The sequence below is a fragment of the Polaromonas glacialis genome (genome assembly GCF_000709345.1).
Taxonomy (GTDB): domain Bacteria; phylum Pseudomonadota; class Gammaproteobacteria; order Burkholderiales; family Burkholderiaceae_C; genus Polaromonas; species Polaromonas glacialis.
Genome location: NZ_KL448323.1, coordinates 2,146,269 through 2,166,037, shown reverse-complemented (window position 1 = coordinate 2,166,037; position 19,769 = coordinate 2,146,269). Strand labels below are relative to the sequence as shown.

The window sequence follows — 19,769 nt, the reverse complement described above, 5'->3', positions numbered from 1 at the left end:
GCCTCGCAGTGGCTGTGGCGGGCCTGCAGCCTTGCGCAGTCTCAATAAATCAAAGCTCAACGGTGTTTTTGGGTGTGACTGAGTCCCAAACCGCCTGAAACGTAGTTTTCTGATTAGATTTTTACAAATAAAAACCACATAAACGTTTCATTCTGAAAATTCGGTGAAGCCTTACAAGGTTTTAGCCAAGTGGCTGATTTGTTTAAAGAAATTTGGCAACAACAAGAAATTCAATCCTTGTTGGTTACACAAAAGTAACCTGATGTAGCTAGTTCTTTCACAGGATGGTCTCTTGTTGAGCTATTCGACACACTCGACATCAGAACGGACAGATAAGCAATAAGTTTTAACACTTTGTTCCTTTGATGAGCCGGACTGGATTCGAAAAAAAACCAACGCCCAGCGTGTCGAAGAGGAATCAACATGGCTATCCACCGCACCGTAAAGCTATTGCTGAATGTCGCTGACAAGCCCAGCCATTCACCGCCATGGTGTCAGGCGGCAAACACGGCTGGCTTGCCGCCTGTTGCACGCGGTGCTGCGCATTCCACAGCCTTCAATCAAGCCAGCAGCCAACATAACGCTTGCGTCCCCGGCGGCCATCACGGTCCGCACTGCGCATCGCAGGCCCTTGGGCGATCTTCTGGGATGTCGGCCTATCCAGTGACCTGTGCGCTCCCGGCCTTCGACGACACAGCCGCCAGCCACATCCAGGCCAGGCGAGTCAGGAGGCGCAGCCTTCATTGATTTCACCCACCGCCCCTGTCCCTTTCGCTTTGATTCTCACTTTCACTTTCACCTTTAGCCCAGCAGCCCACGCAACCTTCAGGAACAAACACCATGGCCACCATCAAGCCCGCCAATTTCACCGTCAACCTTGCCGATTTGAACAAAATCCTTGAGCAGATCAAGATTGCCGAAGTCCACGCCACCACCGGCGTTCTTGCCAATCTCGACGGCACGCCGATCAGCCCGCTGCTGCCCGTTGGCCTGCGCACGGTGGACGGCAGCTACAACAGCCTGCTGCCAGGCCAGAAGTACCTGGGCGCAGCCGACCAGGTCATGCCCCGCCTGCTGAAGCCTCAATTCCTGAACGAAGCCGATGGCGACGTCATGCCGCTGGGCCCTCCAGGCTCTGGCGCTCCGACCATCACCAATACCAACTACAACACGCACACCAGCGTGGCCGACGCCGACCCCCGCATCATCAGCAACCTGGTGTCCGACCAGACCCTGGGAAACTTTTCCGCGATCTTCAAGGCGCTGGAAATGGCAGGCTCTGCCGATCCGTTTGCCGACACCGCCGCCATCCTGGCCGCACCCGTTGCCTCGCGCGTGGCGCTGGCAGAGGCCAAGGGGCTGGACTTGTCGGCCAACGGCAGCATCACCATCGAAAACCTTTCGCCCGACATTGGCCTGTCGCCTTCCTTCAACGGCTGGATGACGCTTTTCGGCCAGTTCTTTGACCACGGGCTTGACCTGATTCCCAAGTCCGGTAACGGCACGGTGTATATCCCGCTGCAGCCAGACGATCCGCTCTACGTGGTCGGCGGCCCCAACTTCATGGCGCTGACGCGCGCTGCAACTGTCACCCTTCCGGGCGCTGACGGCGTGCTTGGTACGGCCGACGACCTGACGCACGAAACCGTCAACACCACCACGCCGTTCATTGACCAGAACCAGACCTATACGTCCAATTCGTCGCACCAGGTTTTTCTGCGCGAATACAAGCTCGATGCCAGCGGCCACCCGGTGTCCACCGGTCACCTCCTTGATGGCGCCAATGGCGGCATTGCCAACTGGGGCGAAGTCAAGGCGCAAGCCTTGAACATGCTGGGCATAAAACTCAATGATTTTGATGTGCTGAACGTGCCGCTGCTGCGCACCGATGCCTACGGAAAGTTCATTCCTGCGGCCAATGGCTTCGCCCAGGTGATCGTCGGCCTGGGGGCCGACGGCATTGCCAATACCGCCGATGACCTGGTGGCTGTGGGCACGCCCGGTGCACCGGTCAGTCCTTCGGCTGTCAATGCGCTGCGCACCGGCCATGCGTTCCTGGACGACATTGCCCACCATGCGGCACCCGGCGTCTATGACCATGACGGCAATCCAGCCACGCCCAAGATTGCCCAGGTGGCCGATACCGACACGGACTTGAACGGCGACGGCGTGATCAGCACGGCTGAACGCACCGCCGACGACGGCCTGGCGTCCACCTACGACAACGAACTCCTCGACCGCCACTACATCACCGGCGACGGCCGTGGCAATGAAAACATTGGCCTGACGACGGTACACACCATCTTTCATGCCGAGCACAACCGCCTGGTGGAAGACTACAAGCACACCATTCTGGCCAGCGGCAACCTGGCGACCATCAACGAATGGCTGGTGACCGACATTGCAGCCGTTCCTACCACTCCAGCCGCCATTGCCGCCCTGAACTGGGACGGCGAGCGCCTGTTCCAGGCCGGCCGCTTCGTCACCGAAATGCAATACCAGCATCTGGTGTTTGAAGAATTTGCGCGCAAGGTGCAGCCGGCCATCGACCCGTTCATTTTCTCGGCATCGCCCGGCCTTGACCCCGCCATCGTGGCCGAGTTCGCGCACACGGTCTACCGTTTTGGCCACTCGATGCTCACCGAAACCGTGGACCGCCTGGATGCCAACAACCAGGTTGTCGGCGACGCCAATCCGCTCAAAGCAGGCGCGCAGCAGATCGGCCTGATCCAGGCCTTTTTGAATCCGGTCGAGTTTGACCAGGATGGCGCGGTGTCCGCATCGGTTGCGGCAGGGCAGATCATTCGCGGCATGTCGAAGCAGGCGGGCAATGAGATCGACGAATTCATCACCGAGGCGCTGCGCAACAACCTGGTCGGCTTGCCGCTGGACCTGGGCGCGCTCAACATTGCACGGGCTCGCGACACAGGCGTGCCGAGTTTGAACAACGCCCGGGCCCAGTTTTTCGACATGACCGGTGACTCGCGCCTGACGCCCTACACCAGCTGGACCGACTTCACGACCCACCTCAAGAACCCGCTGTCGGTGATCAACTTCATTGCCGCCTACGGAACCCATGCCAGCATCCTCGCGGCCACCGACAACCATTCCCGCCGCGATGCGGCCATGGCCCTTGTCATCGGCACGGCCGGAGAAACGGCCGCAGTCCACGACGACCGCCTCGCGTTTCTCAATTCAACCGGTGCCTACGCCGGCGGCAGCCTGGGCGGCCTCAATGCCGTGGACTTCTGGATTGGCGGCCTGGCCGAAGAAAAGCAGGAGTTTGGCGGCATGCTGGGCGCCACCTTCAACTTCGTGTTTGAAACCCAGATGGAGAAACTGCAAAACGGTGACCGCTTCTACTACCTGAGCCGAACCCAGGGCATGAACCTGCTGAACCAGCTCGAAGCCAACAGCTTTTCCGCCATCGTGATGCGCAACACCGACCTGGGCACGGCCGGCCAGGGCCACTTGCCAGGCCTGCTGTTCGACACGCCCAACCTCATTCTGGAGGTGGTCAAGTCAGTGCAGATTGGCAGCGACCCCACCACCGGCAATCCGGTACTGGACATCATCAAGCCCTTGTTCATTCGTGCTGGCCTGAGCGCGATTGACAACAACTACCATTTCCTGCAATACAACGGTTCCGACCACGTCGTTCTGGGCGGATCCGAACTGCGCGACACCCTGATTGGCGGGCTGGGCATCGATACCCTCTGGGGCGACGGCGGCAACGACCGGCTCGACGGCGGTTACGAGGCCGACAAAGTCTATGGCGGCGATGGCGACGACATCATCACCAACCTGGGGGGCGACGACTTTCTGTTCGGCGACGATGGCAACGACGTGATCAGCATGGGCTCGGGCATCGTGCTCGGCTTTGGCGGCCGGGGCAGCGACTTCATCATGACCGGACCAGACACCCAGGAAGTGTTTGGCGGTGAAGGCAACGACTTCATCCTTGGCAACAGCGGCAGCGACCTCCTGATGGGCAACGAGGGCGACGACTGGATCGAGGGCGGGGAAGGCTTTGACGGCCTGGCGGGCGAGAACTCCGAACTGTTCTTCAATAGCCCCATCATTGGCCACGACGTGCTGAACGGCCAGGGCAATGACACCGACTACGACGGCGAATCGGGTGACGACATCATGTTCCAGGGCCCCGGCATCCAGCGCAGCAACGGGATGTTCGGTTTTGACTGGGCCATCCACAAAGGCGACACGGTTGGGGCCAACTCGGACCTGGGCATTCCATTCTTTCCGGCGCAGGCGGTGTTCACCCTGCGTGACCGTTTTGACTCGGTGGAAGGTCTGTCGGGCTGGAACCACAACGACGTCTTGACGGGGGCGGCTGTGCTCAGGGGTGCCGCCGGCGGCGCAGGTGCGGGTGCGGGCAACCCGGCTGATGAGAGTGACCTCAAATCCCAGAACGTCAGTTTGATCGACGGCTTTGCCCAATTGCTTGGCTACAACACGCCGGCAAAACTGGCAGCCTTGGCGGCTTTGCCAGTCAACACCTCGGTCATTGACATCACCCAGGGGGCCGAGGTCATTATTGGCGGCGGCGGCAGCGACACCATCAAGGGCAACCTCGGCAACGACATTCTCAACGGTGACGCCTGGCTGAATGTGCGCATCCGCGTGACCCGCAATGTCAGCGATGCGAACACCGCTGCCAACGAATGGTTCACGGTGGACAGCATGAACGAGATCAAGGCCCGCATGTTGTCTGGCGAAATCAATCCAGGGCAATTGCACATTGTTCGCGAGATCCGGCAGTCGACCACTTTTGCCACTGACATCGACACGGCCGTGTACAACGGCAACCGGGCCGAATACACCATCGTGCTCAATGCCGATGGCAGCCGCACCATCACGCATGCGCCCGTGGCGGGTGGCGGTGGAGGCGCTTTGGTCAATGACGGCGTTGACACCATTCTTAATTTCGAGCGCATTCAGTTCGCTGACCAAACCTTGTCTATCAATGCCACCATCACTGGGACAAATGGCAACGACGTGCTCACGGGAACAGCTGCCAATAACATTCTTCTTGGGCTGGGTGGCAACGACACTTTGAACGGTGGCCTGGGAGCCGACGTGATGTCCGGAGGGGCAGGCAACGACACCTACACGGTGGATGACGCGGGCGATGTGGTCATTGAAGCTTTGGATGAAGGCACCGACCGGGTCAACAGCGCCATCAGCTACACACTAAGCGCCAACGTCGAGAACCTCACGCTCACCGGCACGGCAGCGCTGAGCGGAACCGGCAACGCGCTGGCCAACTTGATCGTCGGCAACAGCGCGGCCAACACGCTCTCGGGTGGTGACGGCAGCGACTCCCTGAACGGTGGCCTGGATGCCGATGTCATGTCCGGAGGCACTGGCAATGACACCTACTATGTGGATGACGCGAGTGACGTCGTCAGTGAAGGTTTGGATGAAGGCGCCGATATTGTCTATAGCACCATCAGCTACACCTTGACCGCTAACGTCGAAACTCTCGTTCTCACTGGCACGGCAGCGCTCAACGGTACTGGCAACGCGCTGGCCAACAGTGTCATCGGCAACAGCGCGGCCAACACGCTCTCGGGTGGCGACGGCAACGATATCCTGAACGGTGGCCTGGGTGCCGACGTAATGTCTGGAGGGAGGGGCAACGACAATTACACGGTGGATGACGCGGGCGATGTCGTCAGCGAAGCTGAAAATGAAGGAGCTGATCGTGTCACCAGCTCCATCAGCTACAGCCTGGGCGCCAACGTCGAAAACCTCACGCTTACCGGCACGGCAGTGCTGAGCGGCACCGGCAATTCACTGGCCAATACTATTAGTGGTAACAGCGCGGCCAACATTCTTTCGGGTGGTGAGGGCAGCGACTTCCTGAATGGTGGCCTGGGTGCAGACATCATGTCCGGTGGCATGGGCGCTGACCGGTTCAATTTGGCAGCGCTCGCAGACTCCGGGGTTGGCGCAGGTCTGCGCGACATCATCACGGACTTCGTCAGCGGATCGGACCGGATTCAGTTCACTGGCATCGATGCCAATACGGGCGTGGCGGGAGATCAGGCCTTCACCATGATCAATACCTCTGCCTTTGGCGGCGTTGCCGGGCAGTTGCGCTACAGCCTGGTGGGGGGCAACACCGTCATGGAAGGCGATGTGAATGGGGACACGGTGGCTGACTTTCAGCTGGAACTGACAGGCGTTCATTCCTTCGTGGCCGCCGACCTGCTGCTCTGAGGCCTGTCGCTTTTCCCTGACGCGCCTTAAAACCTCCGCCTCTCAAGGCGGGGGCTTTTTATCCTGAACCGGAGCTGCCCCGCATGAAACCCCTACCCACGCCTGCAAAAAGTGAAATCGCACTGGCCTTGACCGATTTCAAGGGCGCATTTCGGACCATTGGCATTTTCAGCGCCATCATCAACCTGATGATGCTGGTGCCGTCGCTCTACATGCTCCAGGTGTACGACCGGGTGCTGGCCAGCCACAACCAGACGACGCTGCTGATGCTGACGCTGATGGTGCTGGGCGCCTACCTTTTCATGAGCGCGCTGGAATTCGTACGCAGCTTTGTGCTGATCCGGGTCGGCGCGCAGCTTGACATGAAGATGAACAAGCGCGTCTACACGGCAGCCTTTGAGCAAAACCTGAAAAAGGCGGGCGGCAATGCCGGGCAGGCGCTGCAGGACCTGACGACCGTTCGCCAGTTTCTGACCGGAAACGCCTTGTTCGCTTTTTTTGATGCGCCGTGGTTTCCGGTGTACCTGGCGGTGATCTTTTTGTTCAACCCGTCGCTGGGGGTGTTTGCCCTGTGCGGCACCGTCGTGCTGATCGTGCTGGCCTTTGTGAACGAGATGGTGTCGAGAAAACCACTGGCCCAAGCCAGCGGCATGGCGGTTGCCGCCGGTAACCTGGCCACCAACAACCTGCGCAATGCCGAGGTGATCGAAGCCATGGGCATGCTGCCCCACTTGATGAACCGCTGGTTCAAGCTGCATGGCCGCTTTCTGCAACTGCAGTCCGAAGCCAGCGAAAAGGCTGGAATCATCACGGCCTGCACCAAGTTTTTCCGCGTATCTTTGCAGTCCCTGATCCTCGGCTTTGGTGCGCTCTTGGTGCTGGAAGGCAAGATCACCGGCGGCATGATGATTGTGGCGTCCATCCTGATGGGCCGGACGCTGAATCCGGTCGAGCAACTGATTGGCGTCTGGAAAACCTACAGCAGCACCCGCAGCGCCTACCGGCGGCTGAACGAGTTGCTGGCTGCCAATCCACCGCGCAGGGCCGGCATGTCGCTGCCCCGGCCCCTGGGCCAGATGACCCTGGACGCGGTGACGGCAGCGCCGCCCGGCGCGAGCGTTGCGGTCTTCATGAATTTGAGTTTTTCGATTGTTCCGGGCGATGTGCTGGGCATCATTGGCCCCAGCGGCGTCGGCAAATCCACCCTCGCGCGCCTGCTGGTGGGCGTCTGGCCGTCTGCCGCCGGCCATGTCCGGCTCGATGGGGCGGATGTCTACCAGTGGAACAAGGACGAGCTGGGGCCTTGCATCGGCTACCTGCCGCAAGACATCGAGCTGTTTGCCGGAACGGTGAGCGACAACATCGCCCGGTTCGGCGAGGTCGATCCGGAGAAGGTGGTGGCAGCCGCCAGGCGCGCGCAGGTGCATGAACTGATCCTGCAATTGCCGCAAGGCTATGACACGCCGCTGGGCGACGGCGGTGCCGGCCTGTCGGGTGGCCAGAAGCAGCGCCTCGGCCTGGCGCGGGCGATGTATGACGACCCTTCGCTGCTGGTGCTGGACGAGCCCAATTCAAACCTGGACGAGGCCGGAGAGCAGGCGCTGGTGGCGGCCATTGTTGATTTTCGCCAGCGCGGCAAGACGGTGGTCTTGATCACCCACCGCAGCAGCGTGATCGGCGTGACCAACAAGCTGCTGCTGCTGCAGGGCGGAACGGCCTACAGGTTCGGTCCGACCGCCAAGGTGCTGACCGACCTGACAACGGCCGCGCAAAAGCAGGCGCCTTTGGCCAGCCCTGGCGCCACCCATGCCGCACCCGCCGCAACCAACGCGCCAGCCACGCACAAGCTGGCAAGCAATGAAACACGCACCAACGGCACAGGACGGGCATGACCATGAACAACCTTTCTCGCAATCAACCGGCCGCAACTGATGCCGTGTCCCGAAACGTTGAACCTGCGCAGGTCAACACCGACGCCAGGTCCCATGTGCGCTTGGGCTGGTGGATCGTCATCGCGGGCCTGGGCGGCTTTCTGGTGTGGGCCTCGCTGGCGCCGCTGGACAAGGGTGTTCCGCTTAGCGCCACGGTGACCGTTGCCAGCAGCAAGAAAGCCGTTCAGCATTTGACCGGCGGTACGGTCGATACGATTTTGGTCAAGGAAGGTGATGTGGTGAAGGCGGGCGACGTGCTGGTCCGCATGAATGCGGTGCAGGCCACCGCCAATGCGGAAATTGCGCGCGTCCAGTACTTCACCGCGCGCACGGCGGAAGCGCGCCTGAGCGCCGAGCGCGACGGCGCAAGGAGCATCGTGTTCCCCCGGGAACTGGAAGGCGTTCGCAACGACCCGCGCGTGGCCAGCAACATCCGCATGCAGGAGCAGTTGTTCAGCGCGCGGCAAGCCGCCATTCGCAGCGAGCTGGCGGCGCTCGATGAAAACGTGGCCGGGCTGGTGTTGCAGAACACGGGCCTGCAGGAGTCGCGCGACGGCAAAAAGCTGCAGCTTCAGTTCCTCAAGGAGCAGCTCGATGGCATGCGTGAGCTGGCCCGGGAAGGCTATGTGGCCCGCAACCGCCTGCTGGAGCTGGAGCGCACCCATGCGCAACTGAGCACGGCGATTTCCGAAGACATCGGCAACATCGGCCGGGGCCAGCGGCAGATTTCCGAATTCAGGCTGCGCCGGCTCCAGCGCCAGCAGGAATACCAGCAGGAGGTGCGCACCCAGCTGTCCGAGGTCCGGAAAGAGGCCGACGGCCTGGCCAACCGGTTGACCGGACTGGACCATGACCTCAACAACCTGCTGGTGCGGTCTCCGGTGGACGGGACCGTGGTGGCCATGAATGTCTTTACCCACGGCGGGGTGATTGCACCGGGCTTTCGCATGATGGACATCGTGCCCAGCAACGATCCGTTGATCGTTGACGGGCAACTGCCGGTGCATCTGATTGACAAGGTGCATCCCAACCTGGAGGTGGACCTGATCTTTTCAGCCTTCAACCAGAACCAGACGCCGCATATTCCCGGCATCGTGACGCAGGTGTCGGCGGACCGGCTGGTCGATGAAAAGAGCGGGCAGCCTTATTACAACGTGAAGGCCAGGGTCGCGCCTGAAGGAATGAAGCTGGTCGCCAGCCTGAATGTGCGGCCCGGCATGCCTGTGGAGTTGTTCGTCAGGACTGGTGAACGGACCATGATGAATTACCTGGCCAAGCCGCTGGTGGATCATCTCAAGATGTCGATGACGGAGGAATGAAGCATGACCACGCTGCCATTGACCCGCCTGCTGGCATCCCTTGTATGCGCGGCCGCGCTGGGCCAGGGCCAATTGGCCTTTGCTGTGGACATGACCGCGCCTGCTTCCGGCCAAGCGCCTGATGCTGCACCCGCCCTGGGTTTGCTGCAGGCCTACGACGCCGCGCTGGCGAACGACCCGGCCTACCGTGCGGCGCGGCATGAGAACGAAGCCGGTCAGGAGTACAAGGTGCTGGGCAAGTCCCACCTGTTGCCGGTTTTGTCCGCGAACTATTCGACCCACAAGAACCGGGCCGATATCACCACCGCATCAGTCCAGGGCGACAGGACGGAGCAGCGCAACTACACCAGCCTGGCTGCGGCTGTCCAGTTGCGCCAGCCGCTGTTCTACCCGGAGGGCATTGCCCGCTACCGCCAGGGCATGGCGCAGACGCTGGTCAGCGATGCGCAATTTTCGGCGCGCAGCCAGGACCTGATCGTGCGCCTTGTCACGCTCTACGCGGGCGCCCAGTATGCGCGGGACCAGCTTGAGCAGGCCACCGCCCAGCGCCAGGCCTATGCGGAACAGCGCCAGTCGGCCGAGCGCATGCTGCAAAACGGTGAAGGTACCCGAACGGAAGTGCTCGAAGCCCAGGCCAAGCTGGACCTGGCCCTGGCCCAGCTCATCGAGGCGAGCGACAACCTGGTCAATGCAAACGATGCGCTGGCCGCCGTGGTGGGCCGCAAGGTCACCGCGCTGGATCCCCTGTCGAATGATTTTCAGGTCCGGTCCATGCAGCCCGCCAGCTTTGAGGAATGGAAGGAGGTGGCACTGGCCAACAACCCCGAAATCCTGGCGCAACGCCTTGCCGTGGAGATTGCCCGCGAGGAAATCAACAAGATCCAGGCCGGTCACGCACCGCGCCTGGACCTGGTGGCCAGCGCGGGCAAGAACAACTCCGACACCATCAACACCTTCAGTCAAAAAACCAACATCGCCAGTATTGGCCTGCAGCTGACGATCCCCCTGTATGCGGGCGGTTCCGTCAGCGCGGCGGCCCGCCAGGCGGTGTCGAATCATGAAAAGGCGCAGGCCGATCTGGATACCCGCACCAGCCAGGTGCTGGTTGAGCTGCGCAAGCAGTACCACCTGACCCAGAGCAGCGTGTCGCGAATCAGCGCCACCGCTGCAGCCCTGCGCTCTGCCCAGTTGCTGGTCGAGGCGACGCAAAAAAGCGTCAGGGGCGGACAGCGCACCAACCTTGATGTGCTCAATGCGCAGCAGCAGTTGTATGAAGCCCGGCGCGACCTGTCCCTGGCACGCTTTAATTATCTGCTCGGGTTTTTGCGCCTGCGCTACTCGGCCGGCACGCTGGGCATGGCTGACCTGAAGGACATTGCCGTGTACTTCGTTGCCTCCCGGTAAAGCATTGCGCCAGATAAGCGCCAAGTTTCACCCGTAACCCCGTAGTTCACACAAAAGGAATTGTGATGTCAATACTCAACCAGGCCACTATCTTGAAACTGGGTCGTCGAAAGACGATCCAGCTTGGCGCGGCAAGCGCTGCAGCGACCCTGCTGGGAAGCAAGGTCGCGATCATGCCGGCCGAGGCCAAAGATCCGCCTCGTGGCCCGTACACAACGCCTTTCGTGGTGGCCCTGCCGGTCTATACGGCCAAGGCGCCAGTCAACAGCCTCAGTCCGCCAAGCATGCAGGACTCCAATTTCAATGGCGGCGAGTGTGGGCGCAAACCGCTTCAGCGGCTAAGCAATTGGGCGCCGCATAAGTTTTACACCCTCAACGTCAAGGAGGCGCTGCACTCTTTTCATCCCGAATTGCCCACCCAGAAAATATGGGGCTACGACGGCTTGTTGCCAGGACCCACGTTTGTCGAACGCTATGGCGTTCCGATCGTCGTGCGTATTCAAAATGACTTGCCGGCCAACACTGTTGGTTTTGGGTCTCCGGAAGTTTCCACGCATTTGCACAATCTGCACTGTGCGTCCGAAAGTGACGGCTTTGCCGGCGACTACTACAGCGCAACCAAATACGGACCCAACCTCACGGGACCGGGAAAGTACAAGGACCACCACTACCCCAACTGCTATGCGGGCTGTGACGAACCGCGCTACGAACTTACCAAGGGCGATTCGCGCGAAGCATTGGGAACGCTGTGGTACCACGACCACCGTATAGATTTCACCGCACCCAATGTTTATAAGGGCCTGGCCGGTTTTTACCTGCTGTTCGATGACATCGACTCCGGCAACGAACTCGATATCAATCCCAAGGCACTGCGCTTGCCCAGTGGCGTGGGCCAATACGACATTCCCTTGGTATTTCAGGACAAGCAATTCGATTCCGGTGGTTACCTTTTCTTTGACCAGTTTGAAAACAAGGGACACCTGGGCAACAAGTTTTGTGTGAATGGCAAGGTACAGCCCTATTTCAAAGTGGAACGCCGCAAATACCGCTTTCGCCTGCTGGACGGTAGCTTGTCACGGTTTTACGAGTTTTACCTGACCAACGGCAGTGGTGCAAACCAAAGCTTTATCCATATCGCCAACGACGGCAACCTGCTGCCGGCACCGCTCACCACCAGCATGGTGCAACTGGCCCCGGCAGAACGTGCCGACATCGTGATCGACTTTGCCCTCTACCCCATCGGCACCACTTTGTACATCGTCAACCGCCTCGTCCAAGTTGATGGGCGGGGACCTGAAGGACCGCTGGTCAACATCCGGGAAGCCAATGGGCTGCTGACCAACGCTGGCACGCAAATACTGCGATTTGATGTTGCGCGCGATCCACCAAGCCCTGACCTGAGCCAGGTCCCCGCCACACTGCGTGCGTTGCCGCCGATCAATCTGGCCGAAGTCGTAAAGAACAGGCGATTTGAGTTCGACAAGGAAAACGAGATATGGACTGTCAATGGCAAGATTTTCGATGTGGAAAAGTCGGTTGCCCAGCCCAAGCGAGGAACCGCTGAAATCTGGACCCTCAAGGGCAAGGGCGGTTGGCACCATCCGGTTCATATCCATTTAGAGGAAGGGCGCATCCTGACCCGCAACGGCAAGCCGCCCGCACCGCATGAAAGCGGACGAAAGGATGTCTATGTATTGGCGCCCAATGACGAAGTGCGCGTATTCATTCGTTTTCGGGATTTTTTAGGCCCGTACCTTATGCATTGCCACAATCTGACCCATGAAGACCACGCCATGATGGTTCGATTTGACGTTGTTGAATAAGCCGTTGAAAAAAATCAGGGAGAACTTCTATGAACAAGAATGACACAGCTTTCCAACGTGGCTCGCACAACAGTAAACGGGATTGGCTCAAATGGGTGGGCACTTCGTCACTGGCTCCCGTGCTGGCAGCCAGCGGTCCGGCAAGTGCCGGGACTATGAGCAAAAAAGGGCCACGCGCTGATTATTTTCCAAATGTGGTTGTGGACACGCATGACGGCAGAAAACTCCGGTTTTATGACGACGTGGTGCATGGCAAAGTGGTTGTTTTCAACATGATGTATTCGGTATGCACCGGTATCTGCCCCGGCAACACGGCCAATCTGATGCAAGTGCAGGAAGCGTTGGGCAACCGGCTGGGAAAAGACATTTTCATGTACTCGATGACTTTGCAGCCCGAGTTCGACACGCCCCAGGCATTGCAGGAATATGTTAAGCGTTACAGCATCAAGCCAGGCTGGACTTTCCTGACCGGCCAGCCCAAGGAAATGGAACTCATCCGCCGCAAGCTCGGTTTTTTCAATGACGATCCTCGCATAGACGCAGATCTTGCCAATCACACCGGTATGGTCCGCATTGGCAAAGAAGCGCTGGATCGCTGGTTCATGATGCCTGCACTGAGTTCCCCTAGACAGCTTGCGCGAGAAATCATGCAGATGTAAGGGAAGCGGAAATTGCAAAAGTGCCGGTTTCAAATGGCTGTCATTGCGGGCTTGACGAGCCTGCCCTGGACTTGATCCGGGGCAATCCATGGGGCGTTGTTGCATAAATACCCCAAAGTATCCGGATAAGCAGGCTGACGTACCGGTTAGGCTTCGTGCTTTTGCTCCGAACATGCCAAAAGACACGCTCCTGCCCAGCCAGCCCAAAGGTGTTTACCGGGTCAAGAACTGGCCCGAGTACAACGCGGGCCTGATCGAGCGGGGAAATGTGACGGTCTGGATGGACGAACGGATGTTCTCGCCAGCGCTTCAAACGCCAGGCGGGCGTGCGCAGGCGTACAGCGACACGGTGATCCAGATGCTCTTGACGCTCAAGTCGGTGTACCGCCTGCCGCTGCGGGCGCTGCAGGGGTTCGCCATCAGCGTGCAGCGCCTGGCGATGCCAGATTTGGCGGTGCCCAACTACAGCACGCTGAGCCGAAGGGCCAAGTCGCTGCGGGTGACATTGCCGGTGCTGCGCAAGGCGGGCGAGGCGGTGCATCTGCTGGTGGACAGCACCGGGCTAAAGCTCTTTGGCGAGGGCGAGTGGAAAGTGCGCAAGCACGGCTACAGCAAACGGCGCAGCTGGCGCAAGGTACACCTGGCGCTGGACGCGAAAACCGGGCAAGTGTGCGCCGTGTTGATGACGCACCGCGACGTGGACGACGCCAGCGTGCTGCCCGAGTTGCTGGCGCAACTGCCGCCAGAGACGAAGGTGGAAATTGTCGGAGGCGATGGCGCCTACGACAGCCAAGCAGCCCGCGCGGCCATTGCCGGATGTGGCGCACTGGCGCTCACTCCTCCTGTCGAAGGCGCCGTTCACTGGCCTGCCAGCCAGGCCGGAGCATCAGAGCGTAACGCGGCCATTGACCACATTGCCCAAAGTGTCAAGCAGGACTGGAAGGATAAAAGCGGCTATCACTGCCGCTCCTTGGTGGAGAACCTGATGTACCGCTTGAAGACCTTGACTGGCGACAGGCTGTGGGCGCGCGATGTGGATGTGCAGGACGCAGAAGTCGCTGTGCGGGTGGGAATCATCAACCCCATGATGGTGCTCGCACGCCCGGACTCCGTCCGGGTTGCCTAAAAAATGGGGGCCAGGGGGATGCTTCGCCATCACGGGGATTTATGCAACAACGCCCCGTGCATTCGCTATCGGCAGCCACTAAACTACTTTGGTCAAAAAAATTAACAGGACGCGCATGATGTCAACAACTTCAGAACGGCTCCTTGAAGCAGTCCAGAACCTGCCCGAACCTTTGCTGGCCGAGGTGCTGGAATTTGCTGATTTTTTGCGCGCCAGGCAAAAAAGCACAGTCAGCCAACCAGCAGACATTAGCCTTGCCAGTTTGTGCGGTGGGCTCGAAAACACCCAAACCTTTAGCGAATCGCCATTGGCCATCCAGCAGAAATTGCGCAATGAGTGGCATTAAGGGATGCGGAAATTTCCGGTGTACCCCTGTCATGCCGGGCTTAGGAAAACGGAAATTGCAAAACTGCCGGTTTCAGATGGCTGTCATTGCGGGCTTGACGAGCCTGCCCCGGACTTGATCCGGGGCAATCCATGGCCCCGAATTCATGGATGCCGGGTCAAGCCCGGCATGACAGGGGTAACCGGAAATTTCCGTGTTCCTTAGCCGGCCCCGGACCCGATCCGGGGGCCCGGCATCCATGAATTCGAGGCCATGCGGTGCCTGCCGCGACGGGGTTGCCAACCAGTACGCTGCACAGCCCGAAAGCTGAATTCGATGTAATATGCCAATGTGTTATTACATCAGGAGATTTGTATGAGCATTACTGCCAAACTTTTCATGAGCGGCCGCAGCCAGGCCATCCGTCTGCCGGCGAAATTGCGTCTGAGTGCCAAGGAAGTTCGTATCGAGCAAGTGGGCAATGCCCTATGGGTGCAGCCGGAGCCTTCGCCGGATCAGGGCATGGCTGACTGGCTAAGGAGCTTTTATGAGGCTACCGAGCCCTTGCCCGATACCTTTCTCACCGAGCGGAATGACAGCCCGCCGCAAACGCGCGACTGGTCTTGACCCTCATGATGCGCCGGACACTGGATATTAATATTTGCAGCTATGTACTGCGTCGCCGCCCCGCTTGCATGGTCGAGCGCTTCGCCGAGTTGGACCGTGGGCAACTCTGGCTGTCTGCCATCGTGGCGGCGGAACTGCGCTTTGGCGCAGCAAAGCTTGCATCCGTCCGCTTTTCTGCCACGGTTGAAGCATGGCTGGCGGGGTTTGAAGTGCGCCCCTGGCCCGCAGACGCCACCCAGCACTACGCCAGGATCCGTGCTTCGCTGGAGCGGGCAGGGCAGACTATTGGCGGTATGGACCTGCTGATTGCCGCACATGCCATGGCCGAGGACTCTGTATTGGTGACCAACAACGCGCGTGAATTCCTGCGTGTGCCCGGTTTGGCCGTGGAAGAGTGGGATTTGAGCGCATGAAAATCCACCTCCTTGGCAAAAACGGCCTGGCCCCGGTGGTTAAAGTCATCGCACAGGACTGCCACCGCCAGGATTCCTGCTGTGATTTGCGTGCTGACAATTCTTGAGCCAAATTTAATAAGATAGCCGATTCACCCCGCGCCTCATGAGGGCGCGCTGGTTTCAACCTTCGGCCTGGCGACAGGCCCTGTCCCGAGAAAGAAGCCCGATGTCCCCTCGTCTCGCCTGGAGCCTGTTCGGCCTGCATATTCTTGTGCTGATCGTTGGTACGCAAATGCCCAATGCCTGGCGCAATGGTGTGGAGCAAAGCCTTCACGTCCCTTTTTCATTGTCGTCGTGGGCGCACTTTGTGGTGTTCTGCGGCATGTCGCTGCTGCTCATGATGCGTCCGCTGGCCTACACCGCCCGGCGGGTGATCTTGCTGGCGCTGGTCTTGGCGCTGATGACCGAAGCGCTGCAGTTTTTTGCCGTTGACCGGCACCCGCGCCTGATTGATATGGGCATTGACATGGCGGGCACCTTGCTGGCCGTGATGATCATGGCGTTGCGCGGCAGATGGGCCGGCGCCGGCCGTTCAAGCCGGCAGTGACCGGGTGGCGCCCGGCGCTGTTGTGAACTGTTCGATATTTTGATGGGAGCAGCGCAAGCATGGCCCGCAACACCAGAATGATTCACTTTTTCGCCGGAATGGCCTGCTCGGCCATGGCTTCGCCTTTTGGCATCGTTGCCGCAGCGCTCGCGCCGGTGGTGCTTGGCTTTGCGAAAGAGATGTACTTTCATTTCACGCGCAGGGGTGCCGATGCGGAAAACCTGGCCTGGGTGATTGCCGGCTCGGCAACTTTCGTGCTGGGCCTCAGGCTGATGCCCTTCCGGCTGTGAAGCCGGTTGCCCGGGTGGCCAAGGTTGCCGTGGCTCGATCAGCCAGACTTTGCGGCCCCCAATGCCCGCCATTCAGGTGCTGGCCGTCATTCGTTCTGCCGGGAACTGCCGCATGAAGTCCATTGAACGCTCGGCGGGAGCCGTCAGCCAGTCGTCATGGCAACCATCGGGCAAGATCACGACCATTCGCTTTTCGTCCCCGGGTTTGTGAAAGTTGCGCATCAGCGGATGTTCGTCCGCATTGATGGTCAGCATGGTGAAGCTGAGCACCCATTCTCCAGCCGGTGACTTCCAGCCACTCCACAGCCCGGCCAATCCCATGGCGCCGCCGTCGCTTCGGACAATCCGCGTGGCCACGGCCTTGCCTGATCGCCAATCAGGCTCATAAATGGCATCGGCCGGAATGATGCACTTGTGCCCCTTGCGCCAGGCATCCCGAAAGCTCGGCAAGGACGCTGCTGTCTCGCTGCGTGCGTTGAAGGTCCGGCGCGCAAACTTGTCGTCTTTGGCCCAAGCCGGGATCAGGCCAAACACGCCCGCCATCGCCTCTCGGTCGGGGACCGCTTCATCACCCGCATCCGCCTCGCGCGGTCGCCTCACAAAAAGTGCTTGATAGGTCGGCCATACGTCATACACCCCCTCGTAGGGCGGCAACTTCACCCGGAATTCTTTTTCGAATTTGGCCCGGTTCTTGAGCGTTTGGTAGTGGCTGCACATTTGGGAATTCTGCCCCGCCTGCAAAGGCTTCGCAATGCATATGCCAGGCATCCGCGTTGCCTGCGCAGTGCCGTTCAGTTGCGTATTCAAAGAAAACCAGCGCCGCCGGGTCAGGGTGTCCCGGTTTTCATCATCGGGGATCAGCCGGTGGCCAGGCGTGGCTCAAAACTGTTATGCCGCGTTGCGGCCTGCGTCAATCGTCGTAGTGCCCACGGCACGCGATCACGTCAAAATCAACGTCATCAGCGGCATAGACCAGGCGGTGCGTCACGTCGATGCGCCTTGACCAGTAGCCCGCCAGGTTGCCCAGCAGTGGTTCTGGCTTGCCGATACCGGCGAAGGGGTCGCGCCGTGCCGCTTCGATCAGGGCATTGATGCGCTTCAAGGTCTTTTTGTCCTGCCCCTGCCACCAGGTGTAGTCCTCCCATGCCGCCGGGGTGAAGCGGATGGCGCGGCTCACTCAGGATTGACCAGTTCGCGTCGCGCCGCCTTGCCCGCCTTGTGCTGTGCAATGGACTTGGCCAGATGCGCCGCATTGGCCGGGGTTGCCAGCAGGTGCATGGTTTCCATGATGCTCTGGTAATGGTCAAGCGACATCACCACGGCGTCTGCACCGTCCCGGCGGCTGATGATGGTCACGTCAGCATCTTCATGCACCGTGTCGAGCACGGATTTGAGAGAACTGCGCGCTTCGGAATAGGTGATGATTTTCATTTTTGACGCCCTTTGACTTGTACCTGAATTGGTGCAAGTTTAAGTCATGTCGTGTCAGGATGCATCAAGTCCTTCGTTCCTGCGGACTTGAACTGGATCACGTCCGCACCCATGCGCAGCTTGTCCAGGTAATCAGCCCACGTCTGCATCATCACGCGCCGGGCTGGCAGGTGCGCCGTTTGGTTATGGAAGCTCGCCCGTTGGTATCCTTGACCCGATGGGCCAATTGATGCTCGGTCAGGTCAACTCGTTGCTTCATCCATGATGACTCCCCATGAGATACCGTCACAAATTCCGTCTTTTTGGCGGTATCTCATGTTATCCAGTGATACTGCTTGAGGCAACAAAAAACCCGCTATGCCTAGGAGACATGCGGGTTCTGAGGGTTCTGAGACTGTCTGATTCTACTGAATGGTGCCCGGGGCCGGAATCGAACCGGCACGCCTTTCGGCGGGGGATTTTGAGTCCCCTGCGTCTACCAATTTCACCACCCGGGCAGTAAAACCAAAGAACGAAATTATGGCACAGTAGTGGGCTATGAAATTTCCAACCATTGAAGACGCCATCGGAAAAACACCGCTGGTCGCACTGCAGCGCATCGCCGCCGCCGAAAACGCCGTACGCGGCAACACAATCCTGGGCAAGCTTGAAGGCAACAACCCGGCCGGGTCGGTCAAGGACCGGCCGGCGCTGGCCATGATCCGGGGCGCCGAGGAGCGCGGCGAGATCAGGCCCGGCGACACGCTGATCGAGGCCACGTCGGGCAACACCGGCATTGCGCTGGCCATGGCCGCCGCGATCAAGGGCTACCGCATGATCCTGATCATGCCGGAGGACTTGAGCATCGAGCGCGCGCAGACCATGAAGGCGTTTGGCGCCGAGCTGATCCTGACGCCGAAAAGCGCCGGCATTGAATACTCGCGCGATCTGGCCGAGCGGATGCAGCACGAAGGCAAGGGCAGGGTGCTGGACCAGTTCTCCAGCCCCGACAACCCGCGCGTCCATTTTGAGACCACCGGCCCCGAAATCTGGAACGACACGGCCGGCACAGTGACGCATTTTGTCAGCGCCATGGGCACCACCGGCACCATCACCGGCGTGTCGCGCTACCTGAAGGAAAGAAACCCTGAGATCAGGATCATCGGCGCGCAGCCCAGCGAAGGTTCGCGCATTCCGGGTATCCGCAAGTGGCCCGAAGCCTACATGCCCAAGATCTACGACCCGCGCAATGTTGATGAACTGGTCCTGGTCAGCCAGCTGGATGCCGAAGACATGTGCCGGCGCATGGCGCGCGAGGAAGGCATCTTTGCCGGCATCTCGGCCGCTGGCGCCTGCTGGGTGGCGCAGGAAATCGCCAAAACGGTCAAGGATGCGGTGATCGTGTTCATCGTTTGCGACCGGGGCGACCGCTATTTGTCCACTGGTGTGTTTCCTGCCTGAAAATCAGGGTTTGATCACAAAGACATTCATGAACATCGATAAAGAACTCGACACGCGTGGCCTGAACTGCCCGCTGCCCATCCTGAAAGCCAAGAAAGCGCTGGCCGCCATGGAAAGCGGGCAGTTGCTGCGCGTGGTTTCAACCGATG

Annotated in this window: 17 protein-coding genes and 1 tRNA gene; 14 read left to right on the top strand and 4 right to left on the bottom strand. The window is 59.9% G+C overall.

Annotation, left to right across the window (positions count from 1 at the left end):
• The first annotated feature begins 840 nt into the window (after positions 1-840).
• The 12 genes from EC86_RS0110670 to EC86_RS0110615 all read left to right on the top strand — a co-directional run bounded on the left by EC86_RS0110670 (position 841) and on the right by EC86_RS0110615 (position 16,749).
• Complete coding sequence (locus EC86_RS0110670) at positions 841-6,243, top strand: peroxidase family protein (protein ID WP_051675852.1); 5,403 nt, start codon at positions 841-843, stop codon at positions 6,241-6,243.
• An 83-nt stretch (positions 6,244-6,326) separates the two neighbouring features.
• The gene (locus tag EC86_RS0110665) at positions 6,327-8,135 is read left to right on the top strand and encodes a type I secretion system permease/ATPase (RefSeq protein WP_084181275.1); all 1,809 of its coding nucleotides are present in this window, start codon (positions 6,327-6,329) and stop codon (positions 8,133-8,135) included.
• A gap of 2 nt (positions 8,136-8,137) precedes the next feature.
• Positions 8,138-9,493 (top strand): HlyD family type I secretion periplasmic adaptor subunit, encoded by a 1,356-nt coding sequence (locus EC86_RS0110660; protein ID WP_029525614.1) that lies wholly within the window; start codon positions 8,138-8,140, stop codon positions 9,491-9,493.
• 3 nt (positions 9,494-9,496) lie between these two features.
• A complete protein-coding gene (locus EC86_RS0110655) occupies positions 9,497-10,897 on the top strand; it encodes a TolC family outer membrane protein (RefSeq protein ID WP_232229860.1) in 1,401 nt (466 codons plus the stop codon).
• A 65-nt stretch (positions 10,898-10,962) separates the two neighbouring features.
• Positions 10,963-12,720 (top strand): multicopper oxidase family protein, encoded by a 1,758-nt coding sequence (locus EC86_RS0110650; RefSeq protein WP_029525612.1) that lies wholly within the window; start codon positions 10,963-10,965, stop codon positions 12,718-12,720.
• A gap of 29 nt (positions 12,721-12,749) precedes the next feature.
• Positions 12,750-13,379, top strand: coding sequence for an SCO family protein (locus tag EC86_RS0110645; protein WP_084181273.1), 630 nt, complete (start codon positions 12,750-12,752; stop codon positions 13,377-13,379).
• A 172-nt stretch (positions 13,380-13,551) separates the two neighbouring features.
• The gene (locus EC86_RS0110640) at positions 13,552-14,505 is read left to right on the top strand and encodes an IS5 family transposase (RefSeq protein WP_029525610.1); all 954 of its coding nucleotides are present in this window, start codon (positions 13,552-13,554) and stop codon (positions 14,503-14,505) included.
• Between the two features lie 115 nt (positions 14,506-14,620).
• On the top strand, positions 14,621-14,851 hold the full coding sequence (locus EC86_RS27735; protein WP_198026774.1) for a DUF2281 domain-containing protein: 231 nt from the start codon (positions 14,621-14,623) through the stop codon (positions 14,849-14,851).
• 354 nt (positions 14,852-15,205) lie between these two features.
• On the top strand, positions 15,206-15,457 hold the full coding sequence (locus EC86_RS0110630; protein ID WP_029525607.1) for an antitoxin: 252 nt from the start codon (positions 15,206-15,208) through the stop codon (positions 15,455-15,457).
• A 5-nt stretch (positions 15,458-15,462) separates the two neighbouring features.
• Positions 15,463-15,870, top strand: a complete 408-nt coding sequence (locus EC86_RS0110625) for a PIN domain-containing protein (protein ID WP_198026773.1) — start codon at positions 15,463-15,465, stop codon at positions 15,868-15,870.
• A gap of 208 nt (positions 15,871-16,078) precedes the next feature.
• Positions 16,079-16,459: a VanZ family protein gene (locus EC86_RS0110620; RefSeq protein WP_198026772.1), complete on the top strand. Its 381-nt coding sequence runs from the start codon at positions 16,079-16,081 to the stop codon at positions 16,457-16,459.
• A 59-nt stretch (positions 16,460-16,518) separates the two neighbouring features.
• Complete coding sequence (locus tag EC86_RS0110615) at positions 16,519-16,749, top strand: hypothetical protein (RefSeq protein WP_029525604.1); 231 nt, start codon at positions 16,519-16,521, stop codon at positions 16,747-16,749.
• 72 nt (positions 16,750-16,821) lie between these two features.
• On the opposite strand, the gene EC86_RS0110610 is transcribed toward EC86_RS0110615, so the two are convergent.
• The 4 genes from EC86_RS0110610 to EC86_RS0110590 form a co-directional block, all read right to left on the bottom strand.
• Positions 16,822-17,466: an SOS response-associated peptidase gene (locus EC86_RS0110610; protein WP_029525603.1), complete on the bottom strand. Its 645-nt coding sequence runs from the start codon at positions 17,464-17,466 to the stop codon at positions 16,822-16,824.
• Positions 17,467-17,659: 193 nt separating this feature from the next.
• A complete protein-coding gene (locus EC86_RS0110605) occupies positions 17,660-17,926 on the bottom strand; it encodes a Txe/YoeB family addiction module toxin (protein WP_029525602.1) in 267 nt (88 codons plus the stop codon).
• Positions 17,923-18,180, bottom strand: a complete 258-nt coding sequence (locus EC86_RS0110600; RefSeq protein WP_029525601.1) for a type II toxin-antitoxin system Phd/YefM family antitoxin — start codon at positions 18,178-18,180, stop codon at positions 17,923-17,925. The genes EC86_RS0110605 and EC86_RS0110600 overlap by 4 nt, the downstream gene beginning before the upstream one ends.
• Before the next feature lie 412 nt (positions 18,181-18,592).
• Positions 18,593-18,677: transfer RNA gene (locus EC86_RS0110590), tRNA-Leu, on the bottom strand.
• 40 nt (positions 18,678-18,717) lie between these two features.
• Between EC86_RS0110590 and cysM the strand changes: the two genes are divergently transcribed.
• Both cysM and EC86_RS27725 read left to right on the top strand, forming a co-directional pair.
• Positions 18,718-19,620, top strand: a complete 903-nt coding sequence (gene cysM, locus EC86_RS0110585) for a cysteine synthase CysM (RefSeq protein WP_029525600.1) — start codon at positions 18,718-18,720, stop codon at positions 19,618-19,620.
• A gap of 28 nt (positions 19,621-19,648) precedes the next feature.
• Positions 19,649-19,769 (top strand): sulfurtransferase TusA family protein (locus EC86_RS27725; RefSeq protein ID WP_198026775.1); only part of this gene is annotated, 121 nt, incomplete at its 3' end.